Origin of the sequence: Pseudomonas sp. 10S5, assembly GCF_035019745.1 — a bacterium.
Taxonomy (GTDB): domain Bacteria; phylum Pseudomonadota; class Gammaproteobacteria; order Pseudomonadales; family Pseudomonadaceae; genus Aquipseudomonas.
This window is the reverse complement of record NZ_JASJVL010000005.1, coordinates 102,476-125,971: the sequence shown is the minus strand read 5'-3', so window position 1 is coordinate 125,971 and position 23,496 is coordinate 102,476. Positions and strand designations below refer to the sequence as shown.

Below are 23,496 nucleotides of genomic sequence, written 5' to 3'. Positions count from 1 at the left end.
TAAATCCACTATAGATAATGGCTCCCAAGGAATCAGACCGGGTCAGCGATATCTAGGCAACTGAATCAATTTGGCGTCGGTGCCAACACAGAAGCGCAACTCAAGCTAGGCATCAATCATCCCCTTGACCAGATTGTTTATCGCGTTGGCGCTTAAAGCAGCGAAAGTGTGTAGTTGATGATGAAGCGGTTCTGTTCCACATTGCGGCCCGCTTCGGTGTTCGACTTGCCGTTGCGCAAACTGAAAGCGAGCCCTTTGAGCGAGCCTGATTGCAGCACGTAGTCAACGGTCATGTCGCGCTCCCATTCGGACTGATCACCTGCGTTTTGTGCCTTGATGTCCGTCCCCTTCAGATACACGATAGTCGCCCTTAAACCCGGCACACCCAGCGGGGCGAAATCATAGCTGTATTGGCCGAAATTGGTCTGCTCCCCAGCTCGACCAAAGTTCTGGATCATACGGTCTGTCGGTAAATAAACGCTGCCGCCGCCGGCGCCTTTATCGACCAGGCCGCCCTGGTTGGGCTGAGTGAAGTTACTACCGGCACCCACATGTTGATGCCCCAGTGACACCGCATGACCACTGTTGAAGTAGGTGACCATTCCCACCCAGGTGCTGTTATCAATTTCGCCGTTGTTATCCTTGGTGTAACCCGATGTCTGGTAGCCTTGCGAGCGGCCGGCGGCGGAACTATTGGCACCGGTCGAGGTGGTGCGAAAGTAACGCAGGTCGGTGGTAAACGAACTTTCGCCGTCGATGGGCAATACATGCGTCAGGCCAAAGAAGTTCTGGTTGTAGAAGTCCTCCAACTGCGCGAAGTAGTATTGCGCCTTCAGGTCTTTGGTGATGTTGTAGTCACCGCCAGCGAAGTAGAATTTGTTGCTGTCTTGGGTGCCACCCGGCACCGACAAACCGGTCCGGTCTGTCGACGCGCGGCCGACCGCGTGTTCAAGCACACCGCCGGTCAGCATCAGGCCATTGATTTCGTTCGAGGTGACTTGAGCCCCGGTGAACGATTGCGGCAAGAGGCGGGCATCATTCGACAGCAGGATCGGCAACTTAGGCAGCAACGTGCCATAGCGAAACTCTGTTTTGGAAATGCGCATCTTTGCGGTCGGGCCAAAGCTGCTCCAAGAATTGGCGGCATCATCGCCGTCAGTCGGGATCATGCCGCTGCCCAAATGGCGTCCGTGTCCGCTGTCCAGCGTAATGCCCAGCAGTGCCTGAGCATCAAGCCCGAATCCTAAGGTGCCTTGGGTAAATCCGGACTCATAACGCAGCAAAAAACCCTGTGCCGCCTCCTCGGTCTTAGAAGGAGCTGCCGTGCCGTCGCGGTTGTCACTGTTGAAATACAAGGTGCGCAACGAAAGACTGGCTTTACTGTCTTCCAGAAAACCGTGCGCGGTAGTGTTGTCTGCCTGGGCGCACATGGAACTTGTCGCCAATAAGAGTGCGGTGGGAATTACTCGCTTAAACATACGGTGCTCCAGGTAATTTTCTTATGTTTTTTAGTGTTAAAACGAACGCTATCCATCGCTGGCACCTATGTTTCACGCGCACAATGACGCGCCTGATGGGTGATCATCAGCATTGAAACTGGGGGGTGAGCGAAGTGTTCGAGCGACCAGCGCTCTAAGCGCTAGATCAAGTAAAAAGGCCTGCGGTACGCCAAGGTTGTCACAATGAACAGATTGAGTCGGTAACGGGCTATCAGCGCGATGGTGGCGGTGACGGTATACACCAGCAGCCGATAGCCGAAGAAATGGGTCATGCAGTACTCCTCGAAAGGGTCACGCCGAATAGGTTGTGAAACTCATAAAACATTTCGAGGCGCAACTTTCAAACGAAAAGAAAGTAATTTTCGTACAGGGATAAGGGTTGTCGCAAAGAGATACGGGTAGTCGCTGTTTTTGAAACTTGGTCAAGCGGATTTTCATCACTCCCGCCTTATTCTCTAGCCAATAACAAGGCTCCGGCGTTTCTCTACGTCAGTACTAGCGTTTCTGCTTACTGACGACTACCGCCATTTGAGTGCGCATTTCGACAGGTCGACGAGAGTGCGTCATTAGCAGGTTGGACGCGGCGCGTGAGCTGGAACATTTGCTCCTGCACCGTTATGGCAAAAGCAAGGGGAAAGAGGTTGAGGCTGGAACGAATGTGTTTGCATCAGCGCTCCTTATGCCTTGGGATAACATTCTTACGTATGCCCGCGGATGCGGAACTACAGCTGACGTGCAAAAGGCCAAGAAGTTGTGGGACGTGTCTGCGATTACATTGACGTATCGCATTGGCCGGTGAGCAAGGGCCGGCGATGAAAATCCGCCTAACTGAGTTTCAAAAACTGCGTCCACCCATATCTCTTTGCGACAACTCTTACCCGTCTACGAAAATTACTTTCACGTTGTTTGAAAATAATTCATAAAAATGATTTATGAATTTCACAATCCATTCGACGTGACCCTTTCGGGGAGTACCGCATGACTCTATCCTTCGGCTATTGGCTGCTGGTGTATGCCGCCATCGCCATTATCGCGCTGATCGTTCTGATCGCCCGTTACCGACTCAATCCGTTCATTGTGATCACCCTGGTGTCCATCGGTCTTGCGTTGCTGGCGGGAATGCCGGCGTCCGGAGTGGTAGGCACCTATGAGGCCGGGGTGGGTAAAACTCTGGGGCATATCGCACTAGTCGTGGCTCTGGGCACGATGCTCGGCAAGATGATGGCCGAGTCCGGCGGCGCCGAGCAGGTAGCGCGTACCTTGATCGACCGCTTCGGCGAGAAAAACGCTCACTGGGCGATGGTCTGTATCGCGTTTTTGGTCGGGCTGCCGTTGTTCTTCGAAGTTGGTTTTGTACTGCTGGTGCCGATTGCCTTTACCGTAGCGCGGCGTGTCGGCGTGTCGGCGTGTCGATCCTGATGGTCGGTTTGCCGATGGTCGCCGGGCTCTCGGTGGTGCACGCACTGGTGCCGCCGCACCCCGCGGCGATGCTGGCGGTGCAGGCCTATCAGGCGTCGGTGGGGCAGACCTTGCTGTATGCGATTCTGATCGGTATTCCGACCGCAATCATCGCCGGTCCACTCTATGCAAAATTTATTGTGCCGCGCATTCAACTGCCGGCGCAGAACCCGCTGGAACGGCAGTTCCTCGACCGTGAACCGCGCGACAAACTTCCGAGTTTTGGCATCACCATGGCGACTATTTTGCTGCCGGTGGTGTTGATGCTAATCGGCGGCTGGGCGAATCTGATTTCCACGCCGGGCAGCGGGCTGAACCAGTTTCTATTGTTCATTGGTAACTCAGTGATCGCGCTGTTGCTGGCGACTTTGCTGAGCTTCTGGACGCTGGGTATCGCCCAAGGCTTCAACCGCGAATCGATTTTAAAATTTACCAATGAATGTCTGGCGCCGACGGCCAGTATCACGTTGTTAGTGGGGGCGGGCGGTGGGTTGAACCGGATTCTGGTGGAGGCCGGCGTCACCGATCAGATTGTCAGCCTGGCCCATGAATTTCACTTGTCGCCGCTGATCATGGGTTGGCTATTTGCCGCGTTAATGCGCATTGCCACCGGTTCTGCGACGGTGGCAATGACCACGGCGTCGGGGATTGTCGCGCCGGTGGCGATTGGTCTGGGTTATCCGCATCCAGAGTTGCTGGTGCTAGCGACGGGCGCAGGATCGGTTATCTTTTCCCACGTCAATGACGGCGGCTTCTGGTTGATCAAGGAATACTTCAACATGACCGTCGCCCAGACCTTCAAGACCTGGACTGTGCTCGAAACGATTATTTCGCTGGTCGCGTTTGGCCTTACCGTGGGCCTTTCCTACCTGCTATAGCCGGAGCCGCCATGGACATCCTCTACCAGATTCGCACGCGCCAGGATTCCTTCAGTGCCGGGGAAGGACGCATCGCTCGGCTGATGCTCGATGACGTAGGATTTGCGTCTTCTGCCAGCCTAGATGAATTGGCGCTGCGAGCGGAAGTCAGCACCGCCACCCTGTCGCGCTTTGCCCGCACGGTGGGCTGTCGGGACTTGCGCGACTTACGTTTGCAACTTGCCCAGGCCAGCGGCGTCGGCAGCCGTTTCCTCGACCCGGCCGGTACACCCGAGCAGTCGGCGTTTTACGGCCAGATTGTCGGTGATATCGAATCGACCTTGCGTCAGCACTTGGCAGCTTTCAATGAGTCACACTTTGCCGATGCAGTGAAATTACTGGGCAAGGCGCGGATGATCCACGCTTTCGGCATGGGTGGCTGCTCATCGTTGTGCAGCGATGAGCTGCAAGTGCGATTGGTGCGATTTGGCTACCCGATTGCGGTGTGCCATGACCCGGTAATGATGCGTGTCACCGCCGCTAGCCTCGATACCGAACGCGTCGTGATCGCCTGCTCGCTGACTGGCATAACGTCTGAACTGATCGAAGCCGTCGAGCTGGCGCGCAGCTACGGCGCGCGGATTCTCGCCATCACCCGCGCCGATTCACCACTGGCGCAACAGGCTGATGTGCTCCTGCCGCTGCAAGGCGTTGAAACATCGTTTATTTATAAACCCACAGCGGCGCGCTACGGCATGTTGCTGGCCATTGATGTACTCGCCACCGAACTCGCACTGGCAAATCCTGAAGACAATCAAGAGCGTCTGCGGCGGATCAAACTGGCCCTGGACGATTACCGTGGCGGCAACGATCGCTTGCCGTTGGGAGACTGACATGTTGTACGATACGCTGATCCGCAACGCCCTGATTATCGACGGCAGCAACAGCCCCGGTTACCCCGCCGACGTGGCGATCCTGAACGGTCGCATCGCGTTCATTGGCGACTTGCACGACGCCACTGCCATCGAAGAAGTCGACGCCGCGGGCCGAGTGCTGGCGCCGGGCTTCATTGATGTTCACACCCATGACGACACGGTGGTGATCCGCCAGCCGCAGATGCTGCCCAAACTCAGCCAGGGCGTGACCACGGTGATCGTCGGCAACTGTGGGATCAGTGCATCGCCGGTCAGTTTGCTTGCAGATCCGCCAGACCCGATGAACTTGCTTGGCACGGCGGCGGCGTTTGTTTATCCGAAATTCAGCGATTACCGAGCGGCCGTCGAAGCGGCGAACACCACGCTGAACGTGGCGGCGCTGGTTGGTCACACTGCACTGCGCAGCAATCACCTGGATGACCTGTTTCGTACCGCCACTGCGGATGAAATCAGCGCGATGCGCGAGCAACTGCGTAACAGCCTGGAAGCGGGCGCGTTGGGATTGTCTACTGGTCTGGCTTATGCGAGCGCATTTTCGGCGTCCACCGATGAAGTGCTGCAACTGACTGAAGAGCTGACGGCATTCGGCGCGGTCTACACCACCCACTTGCGCAGCGAATTCGAACCAGTGCTGGAGGCCATGAACGAAGCGTTCCAGATAGGTCGTCACGCGAAAGTCCCAGTGATCATTTCTCACCTCAAGTGTGCCGGTGTCGGCAACTGGGGCCGCAGCCCGCAGCCCGCAGCTGTTAGCGGTCCTTGAGCATGCAGCGAAAACCCACCCGGTGGGCTGCGATTGTTATCCCTACGCGGCCAGCTCTTCGACCCTAGACCTCAAGCAAGTCACCGCCGCCCATCGCATCACAATTACCTGGTCCATGCCGCATCCCGAGCTGGGCGGCCTCGATCTGATCGACATCGCTGCGGAGTGGGGCGTGTCATTGCTCAATGCCGCCGAACGGCTGCAACCGGCTGGAGCGGTGTACTACGGCATGGACGAGGCTGATGTGCGAAGAATTCTTGCTCATCCACTGTCCATGATTGGCTCCGACGGATTGCCGGAGGATCCTTTCCCGCACCCGCGCTTGTGGGGCGCATTTCCACGAGTACTCGGGCATTTCAGCCGTGATGTGGGGCTTTTTCCGCTGCACACCGCCGTGCACAAAATGACCGGATTGTCGGCGACACGTTTTGGCTTAAAAAAGCGTGGCGAGATTCGCGTAGGGTATTGGGCGGACCTGGTGTTGTTTGATCCGCTGACCATCCGCGACATGGCGGACTTCCATGAACCGCAGCGGCCGGCGGAAGGAATTGATGGGGTGTGGGTCAATGGCGTGTTGAGTTACAGCGAAGGCCAGGCGAGCGGTAAAAGAGAAGGGCGGTTTCTGGCAAGGGAGGGGGATTTGCGTATGGGGTTTAGTTAAAGCGCATTGCCATATCGAGGTAAGTGCTGGCGCGCACCATCAGCGCCAGCAAGCCGCTGGACATCATATCTAAGACGTTATGGTAATTTTTCATCGTTATGTTGGATTTGATATGGATAAAATTGGCGCTGACCTAGACGATAAAGTTACTTTTCGAGTTGGCTCTACACTTAAGAAAGTGTTGAAGTCCGTATAGATGACCACCCAATCATGATTTTTGAGCTTAAGCGGTATATGGCTGATTCCGTTAGACAAACCAAATTTTTCAGTCATTGGTATATAGCTGATAAAGCAGAGTGCGTCCGGCTGTCGACGAAGACCATCGTCGGTCTCTGGTGAATGCTTGCACGTTAGCGTTCGTGACGACTACAAGCGGCTCGGTTCAGAGTGCGGAATCGTTACGCCAAGTGTTAAGGGCTTAGCACGTGTTTGCTAGGCCTCAAATCAGCAGCATTGGGCGAACAGGCGAACAGCTTAAAGGTTCGCATAATGTATATTATGTTAAACTACGTTCAACTCAAGCTCAGATACCGCGCTGTCACCAGTCGGTAAAAACCGGACTTTGCCTCGAATTATAAGAATCCAACCAAATCAACAGCTTCTGAGCCCTACCTTCTAGCCTTTCGAGATTGCGAGATTTGATTTATCGAATCCTAAGATTTGAAAACAAGACGGCGAATCTCAACTCCAAAGCCACCAACTATTTTTGCTTAAGCCTAGTCAGACACTCGCCAATGTGATCTTTGTCGTGCTTCTCACTTGAGTGTACGCTGTCTATGAAGAACCGATTGACCGTTCAGCGCTTGCGATTTCCATGAGTAACCTTGGCCACTCATTGCGCCTATTCGCTGCAGCTTGTGTCTTGGGCATCCACTCCGTCATGAGTCCCCAAAAGGAATCCTTCCATGACGTTTACGCACGGTGCGCTGATCTACATGCTGTGACTTGTTTACTTGGTAAACCAAGCTGAACCAGTCACTCAGTTCCCGCTTACTTCAGGCGGTCACCGTGTTCGCATAGGACTTATATCTATGGCTGAGCCCACAGTTCCTTATCCTCTGTTCCCACCCCTAGGTCTGCTTAACGACCATGCTCACGTTGAACAACCGATAAACCTGGAAGTCCGGCGCCGCTTAAAGACAATTCCCGAGCACCTGAATGCGCTCAACGCCTGGCGAACGGGCATGTCCTTTCTCATCTCACAATCTCGACGGCCTGGATTCCAAGACCGGCACTACAAAGTGCTTTGCCCGATCCTAGAGTCGATGATGCACTGGAGTTGGTCAATCCGAGGGAAAGCCTTGGATGATTGGAACGGCACCGACGCAAAAACTTTTATAGAGTTCATCATGAGACCGCCGGTTGCGTGGGTAGCGACACCGGGTTGTAGCCGGTACTCCAAAAAGACCCGCGGGAATTTCGCAGAGAAGCCTCTCGATCCGCTATGGCGTCCGATCATCCGACAGACCTTCTCGGGCGATGATCCAGGTCTGAGTTCTAAACACCATCGGAACTGGTTCATAACGCATGGACGGGAGTATTTCGCCTTCACCGATTCTCTGCCAAGCCCCAAGTCGCTCGCCGATGCCTACGATAACACTGCCGCAGGTACCGAGACTGAAAATCCCTTTAGGGACTTATTGCCGAAAGACTTCGAAGCCCGTACAGAAAATCGGCGGACAATCTTCACATTGGAACAACTCTCTGACCTGATGGGTATTGCGGAGTCGCTCACAAACTATAGTGAGAAATCGGAACCGTTTTTGTTCGTCGTCGCAGCGGCCCTCCATTCGGACATTCCCATGAAGGCGCTTGGTGCCACACAGACCATCAAGCCAACGTTCTCTTACTTCAAACCCCGAGACTTCGAAGTATCCGATCCAGTACAAAACCAGCCCAAAACTGAATTTGCGAGCTTTTACCTGGCTTCACAGCTGGGGATTGCCAAGGGGCCAGGGATTTTCGAAAGTCCGCTTTACCTTGGTCGACGCTTCCGCCTTTCTGCTCAATTCCAGCCCTACTTCCAGCGTTATGCGCAATTCAGGCACCAGCATGACCAATTGCTGAGTCCTCATAGCTACCTGCTTCCTTTGATGCGTGGCGTCGATGCTTATGGGTACGGCAGCCTCATTGAAAAGCTCAGCGACTTTACCACCAGCATCTTACAAGTCCTTCGCGACAGGCCTGCATCGGCTCGGATGCACTGGAAAGGCTCGGACAAGCTTGAGCCCAGTGCCTCGCTTACATTTGCCGAGCTGCGTGAATCGGCAAAGCGCGCAGGCTGGATTCCGAAGAGTTTCGTCTCCCAGGATGTTGGGGCTAAAGCAGACATCTGGCCAGATATTGGCATTCGACCAGATATATCGAAATCCCAGTGGTTTCAGACCCACTGAGGGTAGAAAGTTAACTGTGGGAGCTTGGCCACTGAAGGGCCTGGTTTGCCTCAGCCCCCGTAATATCTACATCTAGGAGCTAGCGCCCTCCTCTCTACGACGCACGCGGCGAGAGATCATTAAGGGCGCGCCCCGTAGGGTCGGCTGTAGGCTTTGCAATCACAGGGCCGCCAGTGAAGACGTTGATCGAACTAGTAGGACGGCTTAATGAGTCTCCTGCTCCGCACGACCGACCACCCGGCGTCCACAACCCTGGGCTAACGCCGACTAGGGTGATCCTTATGGTTGATTGGTCTCTCTTCAGAGCGTCGTTGATACTCCGTTGTAGGTGGCGGCGCAGGCGTTTTGTTTTCCTGATTCTTAGGTTTTTGATCGTTGCTCATGAATATAACTCCCTGCCAATGCTGATTACTGCCAACAGCGACAACGCCCATGCGGCGTAGACCATTTCGCTGTAGGCAAAGTCTAAGGGTTTGGATTTTTCGTCGATAGCTGACTTCAATTTTTCTAAGGTGTCTATGTAGCAGTTAAAGAGGTGCTGTTTATAAGCATTAGGGGCAGCGTTTTTCATCCATTCTGCGGTCTCACGGCTTGAGGGCAGCGATGGGCAGTCCCGTATTCTGAGCGCATTCAAGGCGTGGCCCCAAGAGCACACGACGCAGAACGCGGCGGCGATGAACGACCCAAAAGCCAAGACATCCAGGGGGCCATGGAGAGCGAAAATCACCTTCCCCTTTGCGCTCACGAGAGCGGTCAGAGCTACGATCACAATCGACACAGCAGTGAGGAACTTAGCGCATTTGTTCTCGAAATGGTCGAATCGCGCCTGCTCGTCTTTATAGCGATCTTTCAGGTAGGTCAGGGTTTCGTCCATGAGAGCGTCCGTCTGTCTGCGCTTGGTTAGAAGCCGCCGTATATGAAAACTAATGCTCAAGCGAAGCGTCTATGAGTGGTGCGCCAGTACAGAATGCCAGGAAGCCAAGGGGTGAATTATGAGCTCAAATCACTATCGCGGTTTGGTACGTTCCCATCAACAGCGCATTGCTCGCCTGAGGGAATCTCACGCCCGTAAACTCCACGAGGCGGCAAAGCATGGAGAAGCCAGCCGTAAAGCCGAGACGGAGGCGACCCGTGCCCAGTCTGCGTCGACTGTCAGAACAAAGCAACAACAAGCGCAGCGGTATGACGGCCAGAGAACCAAAGCTGAGGTAGACGCGGCGAAGATCGTCGCCGACATCAACCGTGAAATGGCTCGGCTTCTAGCAGACCAGCAGCATCTCGACAAAGCCTTGGAACGGGAGCTAAAGGAAGCAGCCCGCAAGCGACAAACTGAACAGCAACGGCTAAATCAGCAGGTCGACCGAGACATCCAGTCACGCAACCGCCAACTTAACGTCCTACAATCTGGCCTAGCTAATCAAATGGCCCGAGCGGACGATCTAGAGCGTGAAGTGGCCAAGCTTCAGCAACTCCCTGAACAAATTTTGATTTTATTTTTCGGTGCTGATCCCGGTCGCAAATCTGAAAAAGCACTGGATCTCCAAAACGAGATCCGTGGGGTGAACGCCCACATCCGCGCTTCTAAGCATCGTGACGCTCTGAAGGTAAACTCACACTGGGCTGTTCGTGCGGAGGATCTACTCCAAGCGCTTGATGAAAATGAGCCGGCCGTCATGCACTTCAGTGGGCATGGAACAAGTGCCGGACATTTGGTGTTAGAGAGCCCAAATGGTGAGCCCCACCTGGTACCTCTGGAAGGAATGCTGCGTGCAATAGCCGGGAGCGCCCGCTATCTGAAGCTAGCCGTTTTCAATTGCTGCCATTCCTTGGAGCTGGCAGAACGTTGTTCTGTGCATGTTCACGCGGCCATTGGCATGGACGGCGCCATAGCAGATGAGGCAGCTAAAGACTTCGCCGCCCGGTTTTACGCGTCAATTGGCTTTGGGCAGGATATTCGTGAAGCCTTTAATCGGGCGACCACTCAACTTGCTATGACATATCCTGGTGAGTCGCACATCCCTCAGCTGTTCATAAACGCACTCGCAACTGAAGCTGACCTTACCTTGGTCAAGGCGTAGAAGTTTCAATGTGCTGGTACCTAGTGCTATAGCCCTCTCCTACGAACGCAGTTTATTGGAGGCTAATCAGCCGTACGCCAAGGGAAACTGCCGGGCCTATGGCAGCCCTCTTTCCCGTTTAACCAACGCCGCCGGGGTAACGGCGCAACCCCTCATCCTTTTTTGATGGTCAAACAGAACGAACGTTTGTCTATCCTTAGTCGGGCTGTTTGCCGTCACGCAGCACGGGAGGACAATTCGGCAGTTCCAGAGAGCGTGGGGAGCGTGCGCCCAAGCGCCAGTGTTCCAGCTGGAAGTCGCCCTTATTCGGGTGGGCATCCTTGCATCCACTAAGCAGCATTTTCCACGAAGCCGATAAGGACGTAGCTGCCCTCTTCTTCCTTCTGGTGCCCGCCACGACTACCGTCGGGCTGAAATCTTGCCACACTGCCATTGGTGCCTCCCTCCACGCGAAGAGTAATATTGCCACCGGCGCAGGCTTGGCTGACGGCCCATCACAGGCTGTCACAAAATTCAAACAATCATGGGAGGGTGGCCGGTGAGCACCATCTACTATTCGGTGCGAATCGGAGCATTCATCATTGAGGAGCAAGGATGTATTTCACCTTCACGAGACCGGATCTGTTTGGGCCAATGCGCACATTCGGCCGCGGCATCGCCGTCGCGCCTGAAAATCATCTAACGGAACAACGGGCCGTACTCCTAGTAAAGACGTCGAAGGAGATCATACTGACGGCTCGCTCCCGAAAAGGGCTGAAGTGGTACCTGGCTCCCGTTGAGATGAAGGGTACGCACGGCCTGGCTCTGATATCTGCATTTTTTGACGATCTGGACAATCCCCTCGCTATCACTACACCGTTAGTGCCCAGTGATTCCCTGTGCTCAGCGTTGGCTGACCTACCGGACGAATTCGATGTCTGCTTTCTCGATGAACACAACAGGGAGCAGCTCAGCTGTCGAGCATCCGCATCACTCGCATATTTGCGGGCCAAAATTCGAGACCTACCGGTGCTATGTGACCCCGATTCTCACATGATGATTGATCAAGCGGAGCAATGGTTCTCTATACGTACTGATTCAGATGACCGCGAAGCGTTTCCCGTTCTGCTTGGTGAGGAGCTGTTCCCTAGCGATTTCGTATATTTCGATCTGCGTGAAGATCAACACGCATTCCATGGATCATCCGGATTTTCGACCAGCACGTTGGTTCGCCCTGAGCCAGGCCGTTACCAGGAACAGGATATCGTGTTTCTCTTGCAACGGGTGTTCTCAGCCAACGAAATCATTCACGGCCCGATCAAGCCTAGTGACAACGAAGAGCTTGTCGACGTCGCCGTTCTGGGCGGCGAAATAAATCTCTTCCTGCAGGCCAAGGACAGTCCCAACACGGAAGCGATGATCAATAGATCAATGGACAGAAAACGCCGGGTATCGCTCAACCAGCTCGTTGGAGGGTTATCCCAGCTTGGCGGCGCGTTCTCGACGGCTCTGCGGGCACCGGTTCAGCAACTGAGACTGCCATCCGGTGAAAGTATCCAAGTCGATTTTTCTGACAAGCCAATGGTGGGCATAGTGATCGTGAAGGAGCTCTTCACAGACATGTATGAGGAGTACAGTGAGCGGGCTCTGGCTTTCATGGATAAACATCAGGTTCCTGTGGTGTTCTTCGACTACCCCGAGCTGGAGGTACTAACACGTCGGTGCGAGACTGAAGCAGCCTTCCTTTCTGCATGCCATGCCGTATTTCGGTTCGCTGTCGAAAACGGCGAATATCCAAAACTGCGCTTCTAGGAGAGCCTCCAATGGACGTTCTCCCCTTCCCTTCGCCTGTAAACTGGAGTCATAGCTAGGGTGATCACGGGGCGTTCGATAAAGCCGAGGGGTCAACTGCGTCCATGGGCTCGCGCCGCAGCTAATCCAAGAATATCAGGATCGCTATTACCAAGATGGAACCACTAGTGCTCAGTACTTTCGCCAAAGGTGATCTCTTCGAGGAGCAGGTTTTCCAATTCCTGAATCGCGAGATCGATGAGGGGCGGTTTTTTTGCCGACCTGAGCATTGCCGGATTTTCAGGAAGCGGCGCTATTACTCTCGCGATCGAGAAGACGACATCGTTTTTGACATCGCCATAGAGATCTTCCTTCCTGGCCAACCTAAGCCGTCAATGATCGTTCTTGTCGAATGTAAGAATTATGCGGGCACCGTTCCGGTTGGAGATATCGAGGAGTTTGGGACCAAGATCCGCCAAGTCACAGGATTCAATGCAAAAGGGATATTCGTATCGGCAAGCGCCTTCCAGTCCGGCACGATCAACATCGCCAGGAATCAGGGTTTCGGTGTTATTCGGTATTTTCCGGACGAAGGCTTCCAATGGGAGCTGGCTCGCGCCCTCCTCACGGGAGTGAGAAATGCGTCGTCGCGAAAGCGTGCTGAAATTGAGTACGCTCTGACCCAGCCTGGCTTCCGGCCGACTCTCACGGGAGCTTATGCTGTTACCCCTGGGGGCTACACTAATGCTTGGGGGGGGATCTGGACAGGGCTTGATCTGGCTGGCAGTTTCGATCCAGCCATATTGGAAATCATTCGGCCTCCTCACCTGCCAGTCCTCAGAATTGGCTATATCTCTAAGGGAGCAATTGAAAATCTGTCAGAGCAGGTTTTGCGATCTGCCGGTTATACAAGGGGGGTAGTAGATCTGGAAGCCGTAGTCGCTGGTGCGACCACGTCGAGTGCCTTGACCGTTAGCTACGTAGATGAGCCAGACGGTGCTTTAGGTAGGATCACATTTGCCCCCTTGGAGATAAAAATCAATTCTCGCGACAAAACAGCCCCGATGACCCGGTTCACGCTTGCTCACGAGCTGGGGCACTATTATCTCAATCACGGCCGCTACATTGCACGGGAGAGCCTACGTTCGAAGGACATTGATCAGCTTGAGCGCATCGCTGTCCCCAAAAGCGAATTGGAACGCCTCGAATGGCAAGCGAATACATTTGCGTCTTACCTACTGATGCCTGAACGGCATTTTCTCGAAGCTTTCTCGCTTCTGGTTGAGCACCACGATATTCGCAACCGAGGACATGGCGCCCTTTTTCTCGATGACCAGCGGGACAACATCAGAAATTACCACCTGGTGCTCGACGCACTGAGCCGATATTTTGCTGTTTCTAAAAGCGCCGCGGCCATCCGTTTGCGTGGTCTTGGAGTCTTAGTCGAAACCTGATCCAGCGTAGGTTATTCAGTGGCGCGGAACGCTTGTGGCGAACGAGGAGCCATCTCCGCGGGCGAAAGTGACTTGCATAGCCCGCTTCTTCAGCAGCGCCCTAACCCAGATAGGATGCAGCATCGGGCATTTTTATGGGCAGGCTGCCGATCTGGTGGGCTACAGTCCCGAGTGCCCGGCCCGCTGTTAAAGACCAAGACATGCCAGCGATTTTTCCCAGCCACCTATCGACGAGCCTATATGGAACGACACCTGTACCGCTTCCGGACAGCGGAGCGCTTATTGGGGAATGAGGCTACTGACATCAAGAAAGGCCTCCCCGGCGAGCTAGAAAATCTTGAGATTTATTTTGCGCCACCTGAACAACTCAATGATCCTCTAGAAGGCTACAAAGAAATCTACTGGGCAGGCGATGAGATCATATGGAGAAACTTCTTCAGGCACTACCTCCTGGTGCTGGCGCTCAGAAGTTGGGAGTTGGATGAAGCGGTGCGACTCGGAACGCCCCTGCCAAAAAATCTTCCCATAGAGCAGTACCCCTCCAACCTACGTGGAGCTTTCCAAGCCGGGTACCAAGAGATGGATGCGCTGATCGGTGGCTGCGATGTCATCCAAGGCTATGTGCGCGCTCTTTCAAAGAATGAAGCGAGGCACTACAGGCCAGAGCTGTCGTTCTATCTTGCGACCTTGCACACTCGCTTGTTGTCCACCGTGCTGCTCGTCAACTTCAAGCACGGACTGTCTGGTGTGTACCCCGACCAGACGTCCGAGGATCCGCTAGGTGATCGCGACCTACACCTTCAGGCCATCTCTAACATCGAAGCTCAGGATGGCACGCTTCGAGACGCTGGCTCGTATGAAAAAATGGCGTTACTCAATGCGACATACGCCATTAGAACCGCGCACGTTATGCCAGGTGGTCACATCGGGGCACGTGAATTAATCACCGCTTTCGTGCCCCACTACCTGATCAGATCGAACGACTGATGCACCCGCAATGGTATGTCGCCTGCTTCATGAAAGAGTGCAATAACTCGGCGATTTGGGGTAGCTATGGTGATAATCATAGGGGAATCTGTTTGAGATATCGCGTTCTCGGCGACGCGCCCTCAATGACAATGGAAATGAATAAGCCAGACGGCAGAGGATACAACGGTATCTCTCACAGCTTCCAAAACATGAGCTTTAAAGAGGTGTTTTATGATCGAGAATTTTCAGAGATGGACTTCTTCAGATTCCTCGGTAACGTTTCGAATGAAGCCCTGAGTGGCTTCTGGTACAGCGATGCCCAAGGAAATCTCAGCAGCAAAAGCGAGTGGTTGAGATCCCACTCGAATGAGCTTTGGATGGAGCACCACAAAAATGTCGATTTCGCGCTGACGTCCAAGCTTCCTCAATGGGGATCAGAAAAAGAGTATCGCCTGGTGCTGAGTTCCTACCTCGATATTTCCGACGAAAAGCACCGGATCCTCAAGTACCGTTTTACAAGCCTGGATGGCCTGATTTTTGGCATCAAGACTCCGCTGGAAGACAAGCTGAAATGCATCCGAATCATCAGAGCCCACTGCGAGCGGGAAGACATTCAGTCGTTCAATTTCTATCAGGCTTACTACGATCCGCAGACTAAATCCATCGAGCATGGATTGCTACCGATCACCCTCTATGAAGCTGATCCTGAGTCCGAAGAGCCGTCAGACCGCGAAGTTTTTTAACGTTGCAGTACCTATGAACACTGTAAGCGTCTGCTAATCACACCTTGCGACCCTGGCTTTTAGCTGGCGCTACTCCTTGGATAAAAATCGTTCGGTGATCATCGCCACCGCCACCGCCTGCGCCGGAGACGTCAGGGCTGTGTCTATCTTAAACGGAGCGCTTCCCACGCCTCGTATTCATGATCCAGTACAGACTGCCAGGTTGGTGGAGTCAGTCCAGGAATATCAATCTTTCTGGTTTCTACCCGGCGCTGGTGTTCATATTTATCAGAGCAGATCACTTGGATGTTCACTAATGGAGCACCAGAGCGTGTGGCGATATCACTCCACGTCTTTCGGCTTTCGATTACTGGGTTAACACAGTCAACTATAACAGTGCTGCCAAAACGAAGATTGCTCAGAGCAAGCTCATTGGCGACCATGTAACCGCTCCGCCCTACGTCTTTTGCAGGAGCACCGGAGTCACGAATAGCCTGTTCAATCGTATCGACCCGCAGATACACGGCACTCGTTCTGCTAGCAAGGTCACTTGCGATAGTCGTTTTTCCGGTACCTGGAAGTCCGCTGAAGACAATGAGCATTCTATCCCCTTAGGTTAGTGAGTTAACCCAGTTTAGGTAGCTGCCAGTTATGCGGCAGCAACTAATCGAGTTCACTAGCCCGCTGCATCGGCAGCGCGCGTTAGAACATCCGAAGCGTCCGGCGAAGTCAACTATCCGATTCCCCATGACGATGCTGTCCAGGGATTTTCAAGCGGGCGTGCGGCACCCACCGCTTTTTGTGAGGCATCTTAAGATGATCCGCATCAACTCGGGGTCATGCCGAGATAAAGGAAAATTAGGACACTCTTAATGTAACCGTATGATATATATATATATATATTAAATTTTTTACTGTGTTGCTTTTCCTCGTCCCGAGTTTAGCCGTCTATGCTGAAGCTTTTGCTTTTTCTTGAGGGAAGAACTCCATGGCCTCTCTGGAGCGGACAGCCTATCCGAAGCTGCCGACGAATCTGTCGTCGAAAGAACTTCATCAGAGCTATTCGCTCTCAGAATCGGAGCTCGAATGGCTCTCTAGAACGGCTAAAAGCCCTGCTCTTACCATTGGGTTAGCCGTTCTGCTTAAAGCATTCCAACAGCTTCATTACTTCCCTGTTTTCGAGGAAATTCCAGCTGAAATCGTCAACCATGTCAGGTCTTGCCTGAGTTACGGGGCGCGCATAGTTCCTCGTTATGCAACCCCCCGAACCCTGTATCGTCATCAAACAGCTATCCGCCAATACCTACAGATCACTCCATTTTATGGGACCGATGCCCTAAAAATTGCGCAGGAAGCTGCCCACGAAGCGGTAGTGATCCTTGATCAGCGTGTTGACGTCATCAATGTCCTGATTGGCGAGCTGCTTGAGCGAGGCTACGAACTCCCGGCCTACTCGACGCTCAATGACGCGGCTGAAGACGCCCAAGTTGTTCTCCAGGAAAAGATTTTCAATCGAGTCGTCGATAGAGCTCCGATAGATGTGATCTACCGTCTCAGAGAGCTTCTTGACACCGATTTCGGTCGTCGCCAAAGCGACTTCAATGCCCTGAAGCATGTCCCCAAAAAGCCCTCTCGCAAACACTTGGAGATACTGATCGATCACTTAAGTTGGTTGGAGGGATTCGGTGATCTCGACTCCATCTTTGAAGGGATCGTTGATACTAAGATTTGGTTTTTTGCGAATCAAGCGGAGAAAGCGGATGTTTCTGAACTTAAGGATTGTTCGCTTCCAAAGCGCTACACTTTGATGCTGGCTCTGATCTACCTCATGCGTGTACGAGCACGGGATCACCTTGCTGAGATGTTCATCAAGCGTATCGCGACTATTCACAAGCGAGCCAAGGATGAGTTGGAGCAAATCCAGCAGCGTCAGCGCAAAAAACTAGAGCTGCTCGTGGCCACTTTGGATGGTGTGATTCAGATTCTCAGCCAAGAACCAAGCGATCAGGAAGCTGGCAGTTTGATTCGCGAGTATCTGTCCCCCGAAGGGAATCTTGATCACCTTCGCGAGGCCTGCGCCGAAGTCCAGGCCACAGGCGGCAGTAACTATCTCCCGCTACTCTGGAAGCACTTCAAATCCCATCGATCATTGCTGTTCCGCCTGAGTCATCTGCTGCAACTGGAGCCAACAACCCAGGATCGCTCGCTGATCGAGGCTCTGCACTTGGTCCAGGCCAACGAGATCCTGCATAGGGAATGGATCGACGAGCATGTGGACCTGTCATTCGCCTCGGATCGCTGGATCAAAGTTGTCCGTCGTGCCCCCAGCGAAGGGCCACCGACCAATCGGCGCTTCCTGGAAGTCTGCGTTTTTTCCCATCTGGCCAATGAGCTTCGCTCTGGCGATATCTGTGTGCTTGGCTCGGAGTCGTTTGCTGACTACCGCAAACAGTTACTGCCTTGGGATGAGTGTCTGGCTCGTCTGCCGGAGTACTGCGAAAAGGTCGGCCTGCCGAGTACGGCCACAGAGTTTGTCGCCAGCTTGAAGGAGCAACTTGAGAGTACTGCTCAGCAGTTGGATGACAAGTTTCCCAGTTGCCGCGGTGATGTGTCGATTAATGAGGCCGGTGATCCTGTGTTGCGCCGAGTGGTCGCCCGTGACATCCCGCCTTCAGCAATCTCGTTACAAACGGCTATCACACAGCGTATGCCTGCCAGGCATGTGCTCGACATCATGGCCAACATCGAACACTGGATTCAGTTCACCCGTCATTTCGGGCCGATGTCCGGCAGCGATCCCAAACTGAAGGAGCCGGCCGAGCGCTACCTGATGACGATCTTCGCCATGGGCTGCAACCTAGGGCCGAACCAGGCTGCTCGCCATCTGGCGGGTAACGTGACCCCACACATGCTGTCTTACACCAATCGTCGGCACCTGCCACTCGACAAGCTGGATAAGGCTAACCGGGAGTTGGTCGAGCTTTATCTCCAGCTTGATCTGCCCAAGCTCTGGGGCGACGGTAAGGCGGTAGCGGCCGACGGGACACAATTTGACTTTTACGATGAAAACTTGCTCGCAGGCTACCATTTCCGATATCGCAAGATGGGCGCGGTCGCCTACCGACATGTGGCAAATAACTACATCGCAGTCTTTCAGCACTTCATCCCTCCAGGCATCTGGGAGGCTATCTATGTCATTGAGGGCCTGCTGAAAGCGGATCATAGCGTTGAAGTCAATACGGTTTATTCAGACACTCAAGGCCAGTCCGCAACAGTGTTTGCATTCACCCATTTGCTGGGCATCAATCTAATGCCTCGCATTCGCAACTGGCGCAACCTAGTAATGTATCGGCCCGATCGCTCGGTCAAGTACAAGCATATCAACAGCCTCTTTACTGATACCGTCAACTGGAGCCAGATAGAAACCCATTGGCAGGATCTGATGCAGGTGGCGCTGTCGATTCAGGCCGGCAAAATATCCTCGCCAATGCTGCTGCGTAAACTCGGTTCTTACAGTAGGCGCAACAAGCTCTACCATGCAGCGCAGGAGTTGGGATGTGTGATCCGGACCATTTTCCTACTCAAATGGATTGGCAACCGTGAGTTGCGCCAAGAAGTAACCGCCAATACCAACAAGATCGAGTCCTACAACGGTTTCTCGAAGTGGCTGTCCTTCGGCGGCGATGTCATCGCCGAGAACGATCCAGATGAGCAACAGAAGCGCTTGCGTTACAACGACATGATTGCTTCCTCAGTGATCTTGCAGAACACCGTTGACATGATGCGCATCCTGCAGAAGCTCGCCCGTGACGGCTGGCAGTTTACCGATGAAGATGTATCGTTTCTCAGCCCCTACCTGACCAGCAACGTCAAACGCTTTGGAGAATTCAATCTCAGCCTCAAGCGCCCCCCTGAGCCCTGGATCAAAGACTCCATTTTCCAGCAGGCTGCGGGTTCGATTCGTGGGCAACAGATGTCCCATAGCAAAGTTGAGGAGACGAACTGATGCACATCCCACCCGCTTCGTTTCGAGTGACACCCTATGGGGAAGTTGATGCCAAGGCACTCGATTCCCTACGCGTGAGCTACGACACCTCTCAATTGCTTAATTTGGTGGACCGGCTAGATGCCTGTCTTGCTGAAATTGGTGGGATCGGCGGCATTCGGGACAACTTCTTACGTCTGCATGCCATGGCCATGACGATATTGGAAGATTCTCCTCTCGCCGTAGCTATCACTGATGTTGACAGTATTTGGGAACAGGCGGTGGTCCTTCAAGAGGATATTTCTACCCTGTGTTCTTGCTTGCAAACAGGCTCTAAACATCTGGCTCCTTTGGCAGCACTTGCTCCTGACTTTTAGGACTGGACCTCAACGATGGTCACGGTAAGAGAACTCACGTATCGAGGTTCTGCGCTAGAAAGTCCACTAGCTCGAGCGGGCTTCGGCTATTAATCACCGTGTAAATGAGATCACGTTTGCCGCGCGGCAACTTCTTTACACAGCTCTTCGCAGAGGCCCTGACAGCCTCATCTGTCCCATGAATGCGCGCCGCCAAGAGCAACACGAGAGTAGCGTCAGTGAGTGTCATAGTAGTGCTCACGAGGTTTCTCACACAGTATATCGACTTTTTCTAACCCGGCTCTAACTCGCTCTCGGCGCTTCACCTGATCTTGTTCCCACGCACTCGCTTTTAGCTGGCACTCCTCGAGAACCAAGGGGGCATAAATCGAATCGCCAGCAGAATACCGAGTGGCAGAATGATTACATCGTCCAGATACCCCAACTTCGGGATGAAATCAGGAATGAGGTCGATGGGACTTAGCGCATAGGTCATCACGAAACCGAAATCCATTTTGGTAGCCAAGGCGTTTGAGGGTGGTGGTAGCAAAACCATAGAATCATGGTCTGCCGTTTCAGGTTTTTTGCCCAACGCCGCAGATGCTCAAGAAGACCTTTCATTTCTACATTGAAAGCCCAAATAGCTGGACAGGCCAGCGAGGCGGCTTATGACAGGCTGGTCAAAGGCTTGATCAAGCCTGCGCCCTGATTTCGCACGTTGCCAACACCGGGGTTGACCCTAAACCACTCAAAGGCCTCGGTCGGATCGCCATGGCGCAGCACCATCTGCTCTGCGCGCTCCTTTGACGTGGTCGGGTCCAGCCATTCCCGAGCTAACTTTGGCTCCAGAACCACCGGGCGCCGGTCGTGAATGTCGATCATGCCACCGGCGCTGTCGGCGGTGATGATCACAAATCCATCATGCTCCCCTGGGCCTTCATTTGTGTCAGGGAACTGGCCGATGGTCGCACACAGGATGGGCGATCTGTCTCGGTGCCGGATGAGATAGGGTTGTTTTTTTATTCCGTTCTCAACAACCCATTCGAACCAGTTGTCGATCGGCACGATGGCGCGGTGAGGCCAGATCGCCCGGAAGAAGAGGCCATGTGCGACTTTCTCGGCGCGGGCATTGATCGGCGGCAGACGATCGGTAGCCCAATGAGGGTGCCACCCCCAGCGTACCAGGTCGGCACGAAGTGTTTCATCTTCAAGATGAAGCAGGGCAACTTGAGTCGATGGCGCCACGTTGTACCGTTCCAGCGGTGCTTCTCCGACTGAGTTGACCACGGGGTTTGGCATGCTCAGCGCGGCGACGAAATCGTGAATACCGTGGTACTGGGACAGTCTTCCACACATCAGGACATCCTCCAAAAGGAGAGTTCTAAGCATAACTGGCCGAAGAAACCCGAACGCGCTGCTGGATTACGCGAGGAGTGACATCCGGGTGAAGTTGTAATTACTGGAGAAGGACGCTCTGTCGAAGCGCTGTTTCATTGTAACCGTCCTGCCAACACACCTTCATGATCTCAGCGCTTGGGGTGATGGTGTCCACCTAATGTGTGATCTGACCCCGAAGGTTGGGCATCGCTTTCGGGGGGCAAATCAATTTAGTTGGACACCATGTCCGGGCTTTACCGACGCTTACATTTAAGCGAGTGCCAGCTGAATGACCTTGTAAATCACCATGACCATTGCCACCACCAGATAGCCGCGCAGCACGCCCATCCAGATACGGTTACGTTGCGACAGTACCATCGGCTTCAGTTGTGCCAGTGGAGGCATCCGCCAGGCGTGCATCATTTGTTGGGTGAAGGTAACGGTGTTCTCAGGCAGCGCCCCGTTGTCGACTTCTTTGCGAGCGTGCAGCACATTTACCGCAATGGCGATGACGAGTCCCACCAAGCCGCCACCGATGAGGATGTTGGTGATGGTTTCACCGGACATATCCGGGAAGGCCACCGCAGCTGTCAAGACGATCGACAGCAGTACGAGTACCGCGACAATGACCGCAGTAATGAGGTTGGTGAAGCGCTTGTTCGTCCATGGGCCCAGCACTTCCTTGTCGTTGCACAGCAGCAACAGGAACACGGTGGCGCTTGGCAGCAGTACACCCGCCAGCGTCTGTACTGCGTTGGTCAGCAGACCGAGCGGCACACCCGGAATCAACACCAGCGCCGCAGCGAGGGCGATCAAGCCGCAGTACATCAGGTAAAAGCCCTTGGCATCGCTTGGTTTACGATGCAGCGAGTGTTTCAGGTTCAGTACATCGCCCAGTGCGTAGGCGGTCGACAGCGACACCGCCATTGCACCGATGATGCTGGCGTCGATCAATGCGATGGCAAACAATACGCCCGGCAGGCGCCCGTGATATTTGGCGATACCTGTGGCGATGGCGCCGGCATCGGTGAACTGGCCGAACTCAGGGTGACCGACAAACACTTGCGCGGTGAAGGCGATCATGGCCACTGCACCAATCACCACCATCGCAATGCCCAGCCATAGATCGGCGCGTTCGTACTTGATGAAGCGCGGGGTGATACGTTTGTCGATCACGTAGCTTTGCTGGAAGAACAGCTGCCATGGTGCGACGGTGGTACCCACGATGCCGATGATCAGCAGCAACACCTCCGACAATTTGCCATCAGTCGGCAGTTGCGGGATGAAAAAATCGTGAGCGACTTGTGCCATCGGTGGATGGATCATCACGAAAATGGGTACCAAGAGCAGGCTGCCAATCACCAGGATCAATGCGAAGCGTTCGAAGCGCCGGAAGTCGCCGGTACAGGCTGCGAGCATGATGAACACCGCTGCCACGCACACACCGGCCACCTTGGGCACACCGAGAAACTCCATCCCGAGGCTGATGCCGATGAACTCGGTGACGATGGTCAGCGCGTTGAGGATGAACAGGTCGATCGCACTAAACGCACCCCAGAACTTGCCGAAGCGTTCGATGATCAGCCGGGCGTGGCCGACACCCGTCACAGCACCCAGACGCAGCACCATTTCCTGGTTGACATACAGCACCGGGATCAACAGTGCCATGGTCCACAGCAGCATGGTTCCGTAGTTCTGGCCGGCCTGGCCGTAGGTGCTGAATGCGCCGGCGTCATTATCGCCGACCATCACGATCAACCCGGGGCCGAGGATGGCCATCAGTGTTTTGAAGCGTTGCCACCAACTATTGCGCGGGGCGATGTCGTCATGACGGATGGTGCCGAATGCTCCTCGGATGTCTCCGACGTGGGCACTGTCAAGAACAGCAATTTCAATCTTCAAGTTGGACATAACGAAATCTCTCCAAAGCGTAACGCTGGATGCCGCTTTCGATTCCCGCCGGACAGGTGCGCAGGTGCTTTCCCTCTGCAAACCAAAGCCTAAAGCTGGATCAGAGTGGAAAATCAGCCATCCTGGCGCTGAGGGGCGCGAAATAAACGGGCACTAAACCGTCGACCAAAAGTGGTCAGGGTCGTGAAGAGGTCACGCGGAGAGAAATGCGGGGGGAAGTACAGGGAGGAGATCAGCCAGTGATGGTTGTACTGCTACCCGCTAGACGCCGCCCTTTCAATCAGAGTGACCGGACTACTACTACTACT

Annotated in this window: 18 protein-coding genes and 3 pseudogenes; 12 read left to right on the top strand and 9 right to left on the bottom strand. The window is 54.0% G+C overall.

Features of this window, described 5'->3' with window-relative positions; all coding sequences use genetic code 11:
* Window positions 1-152: 152 nt before the first annotated feature.
* Both QN378_RS06870 and QN378_RS06865 read right to left on the bottom strand, forming a co-directional pair.
* Window positions 153-1,478, bottom strand: coding sequence for an OprD family porin (locus QN378_RS06870; RefSeq protein ID WP_322203579.1), 1,326 nt, complete (start codon window positions 1,476-1,478; stop codon window positions 153-155).
* 161 nt (window positions 1,479-1,639) lie between these two features.
* Entirely contained in the window at window positions 1,640-1,771 is a 132-nt protein-coding gene (locus QN378_RS06865; RefSeq protein ID WP_322203578.1) for a hypothetical protein, read from the bottom strand.
* Window positions 1,772-2,031: 260 nt separating this feature from the next.
* On the opposite strand from QN378_RS06865, the gene QN378_RS23570 reads away from it, so the two are divergent.
* From QN378_RS23570 to QN378_RS06845, 5 genes and pseudogenes are all read left to right on the top strand, one after another.
* Window positions 2,032-2,298 carry an ImmA/IrrE family metallo-endopeptidase gene (locus QN378_RS23570; RefSeq protein ID WP_369124707.1) on the top strand — a complete coding sequence of 89 codons (267 nt, stop codon included), beginning with the start codon at window positions 2,032-2,034 and terminating at the stop codon, window positions 2,296-2,298.
* Between the two features lie 179 nt (window positions 2,299-2,477).
* Window positions 2,478-3,835 (top strand): annotated as a pseudogene (locus tag QN378_RS06860) (gluconate:H+ symporter).
* An 11-nt stretch (window positions 3,836-3,846) separates the two neighbouring features.
* Window positions 3,847-4,707, top strand: a complete 861-nt coding sequence (locus QN378_RS06855) for a MurR/RpiR family transcriptional regulator (protein ID WP_322203575.1) — start codon at window positions 3,847-3,849, stop codon at window positions 4,705-4,707.
* Between the two features lies 1 nt (window position 4,708).
* A pseudogene (locus QN378_RS06850) lies at window positions 4,709-6,173 on the top strand (N-acyl-D-amino-acid deacylase family protein).
* Between the two features lie 1,031 nt (window positions 6,174-7,204).
* Entirely contained in the window at window positions 7,205-8,566 is a 1,362-nt protein-coding gene (locus QN378_RS06845) for a hypothetical protein (protein WP_322170221.1), read from the top strand.
* Window positions 8,567-8,945: 379 nt separating this feature from the next.
* On the opposite strand, the gene QN378_RS06840 is transcribed toward QN378_RS06845, so the two are convergent.
* The gene (locus QN378_RS06840) at window positions 8,946-9,440 is read right to left on the bottom strand and encodes a hypothetical protein (RefSeq protein ID WP_322170222.1); all 495 of its coding nucleotides are present in this window, start codon (window positions 9,438-9,440) and stop codon (window positions 8,946-8,948) included.
* A 118-nt stretch (window positions 9,441-9,558) separates the two neighbouring features.
* Between QN378_RS06840 and QN378_RS06835 the strand changes: the two genes are divergently transcribed.
* Window positions 9,559-10,644 (top strand): hypothetical protein, encoded by a 1,086-nt coding sequence (locus QN378_RS06835; protein WP_322183888.1) that lies wholly within the window; start codon window positions 9,559-9,561, stop codon window positions 10,642-10,644.
* 196 nt (window positions 10,645-10,840) lie between these two features.
* Here the strand turns inward: QN378_RS06835 and QN378_RS06830 are convergent, their stop codons facing one another.
* Window positions 10,841-11,077, bottom strand: coding sequence for a hypothetical protein (locus tag QN378_RS06830; protein ID WP_322203571.1), 237 nt, complete (start codon window positions 11,075-11,077; stop codon window positions 10,841-10,843).
* Between the two features lie 161 nt (window positions 11,078-11,238).
* Between QN378_RS06830 and QN378_RS06825 the strand changes: the two genes are divergently transcribed.
* The 4 genes from QN378_RS06825 (at window position 11,239) to QN378_RS06810 (ending at window position 15,580) form a co-directional block, all read left to right on the top strand.
* The gene (locus tag QN378_RS06825) at window positions 11,239-12,435 is read left to right on the top strand and encodes a hypothetical protein (protein WP_322183886.1); all 1,197 of its coding nucleotides are present in this window, start codon (window positions 11,239-11,241) and stop codon (window positions 12,433-12,435) included.
* A 167-nt stretch (window positions 12,436-12,602) separates the two neighbouring features.
* A complete protein-coding gene (locus QN378_RS06820; protein WP_322170228.1) occupies window positions 12,603-13,868 on the top strand; it encodes an ImmA/IrrE family metallo-endopeptidase in 1,266 nt (421 codons plus the stop codon).
* Between the two features lie 240 nt (window positions 13,869-14,108).
* Window positions 14,109-14,855 (top strand): hypothetical protein, encoded by a 747-nt coding sequence (locus QN378_RS06815; RefSeq protein ID WP_322170231.1) that lies wholly within the window; start codon window positions 14,109-14,111, stop codon window positions 14,853-14,855.
* Window positions 14,855-15,580, top strand: coding sequence for a DUF2971 domain-containing protein (locus QN378_RS06810; RefSeq protein ID WP_322183884.1), 726 nt, complete (start codon window positions 14,855-14,857; stop codon window positions 15,578-15,580). The genes QN378_RS06815 and QN378_RS06810 overlap by 1 nt, the downstream gene beginning before the upstream one ends.
* Before the next feature lie 69 nt (window positions 15,581-15,649).
* Here QN378_RS06810 and QN378_RS06805 read toward each other — a convergent pair.
* Window positions 15,650-16,161, bottom strand: a pseudogene (locus QN378_RS06805) (AAA family ATPase).
* 386 nt (window positions 16,162-16,547) lie between these two features.
* On the opposite strand from QN378_RS06805, the gene QN378_RS06800 reads away from it, so the two are divergent.
* Window positions 16,548-19,565, top strand: coding sequence for a Tn3 family transposase (locus tag QN378_RS06800; protein WP_322183882.1), 3,018 nt, complete (start codon window positions 16,548-16,550; stop codon window positions 19,563-19,565).
* Entirely contained in the window at window positions 19,565-19,921 is a 357-nt protein-coding gene (gene tnpC, locus QN378_RS06795; protein ID WP_407074095.1) for a Tn3 family transposase post-transcriptional regulator TnpC, read from the top strand. Before QN378_RS06800 ends, tnpC begins: the two co-directional genes overlap by 1 nt.
* Before the next feature lie 34 nt (window positions 19,922-19,955).
* Here the strand turns inward: tnpC and QN378_RS06790 are convergent, their stop codons facing one another.
* From QN378_RS06790 to QN378_RS06775, 4 genes are all read right to left on the bottom strand, one after another.
* Window positions 19,956-20,150 carry a hypothetical protein gene (locus QN378_RS06790; protein WP_322170234.1) on the bottom strand — a complete coding sequence of 65 codons (195 nt, stop codon included), beginning with the start codon at window positions 20,148-20,150 and terminating at the stop codon, window positions 19,956-19,958.
* Between the two features lie 102 nt (window positions 20,151-20,252).
* Complete coding sequence (locus QN378_RS23565) at window positions 20,253-20,414, bottom strand: YkvA family protein (RefSeq protein WP_407074096.1); 162 nt, start codon at window positions 20,412-20,414, stop codon at window positions 20,253-20,255.
* A 152-nt stretch (window positions 20,415-20,566) separates the two neighbouring features.
* The gene (locus tag QN378_RS06780; RefSeq protein ID WP_322170236.1) at window positions 20,567-21,256 is read right to left on the bottom strand and encodes an SOS response-associated peptidase family protein; all 690 of its coding nucleotides are present in this window, start codon (window positions 21,254-21,256) and stop codon (window positions 20,567-20,569) included.
* Window positions 21,257-21,547: 291 nt separating this feature from the next.
* The gene (locus tag QN378_RS06775) at window positions 21,548-23,188 is read right to left on the bottom strand and encodes an Nramp family divalent metal transporter (RefSeq protein ID WP_322170239.1); all 1,641 of its coding nucleotides are present in this window, start codon (window positions 23,186-23,188) and stop codon (window positions 21,548-21,550) included.
* Between the last annotated feature and the right edge of the window lie 308 nt (window positions 23,189-23,496).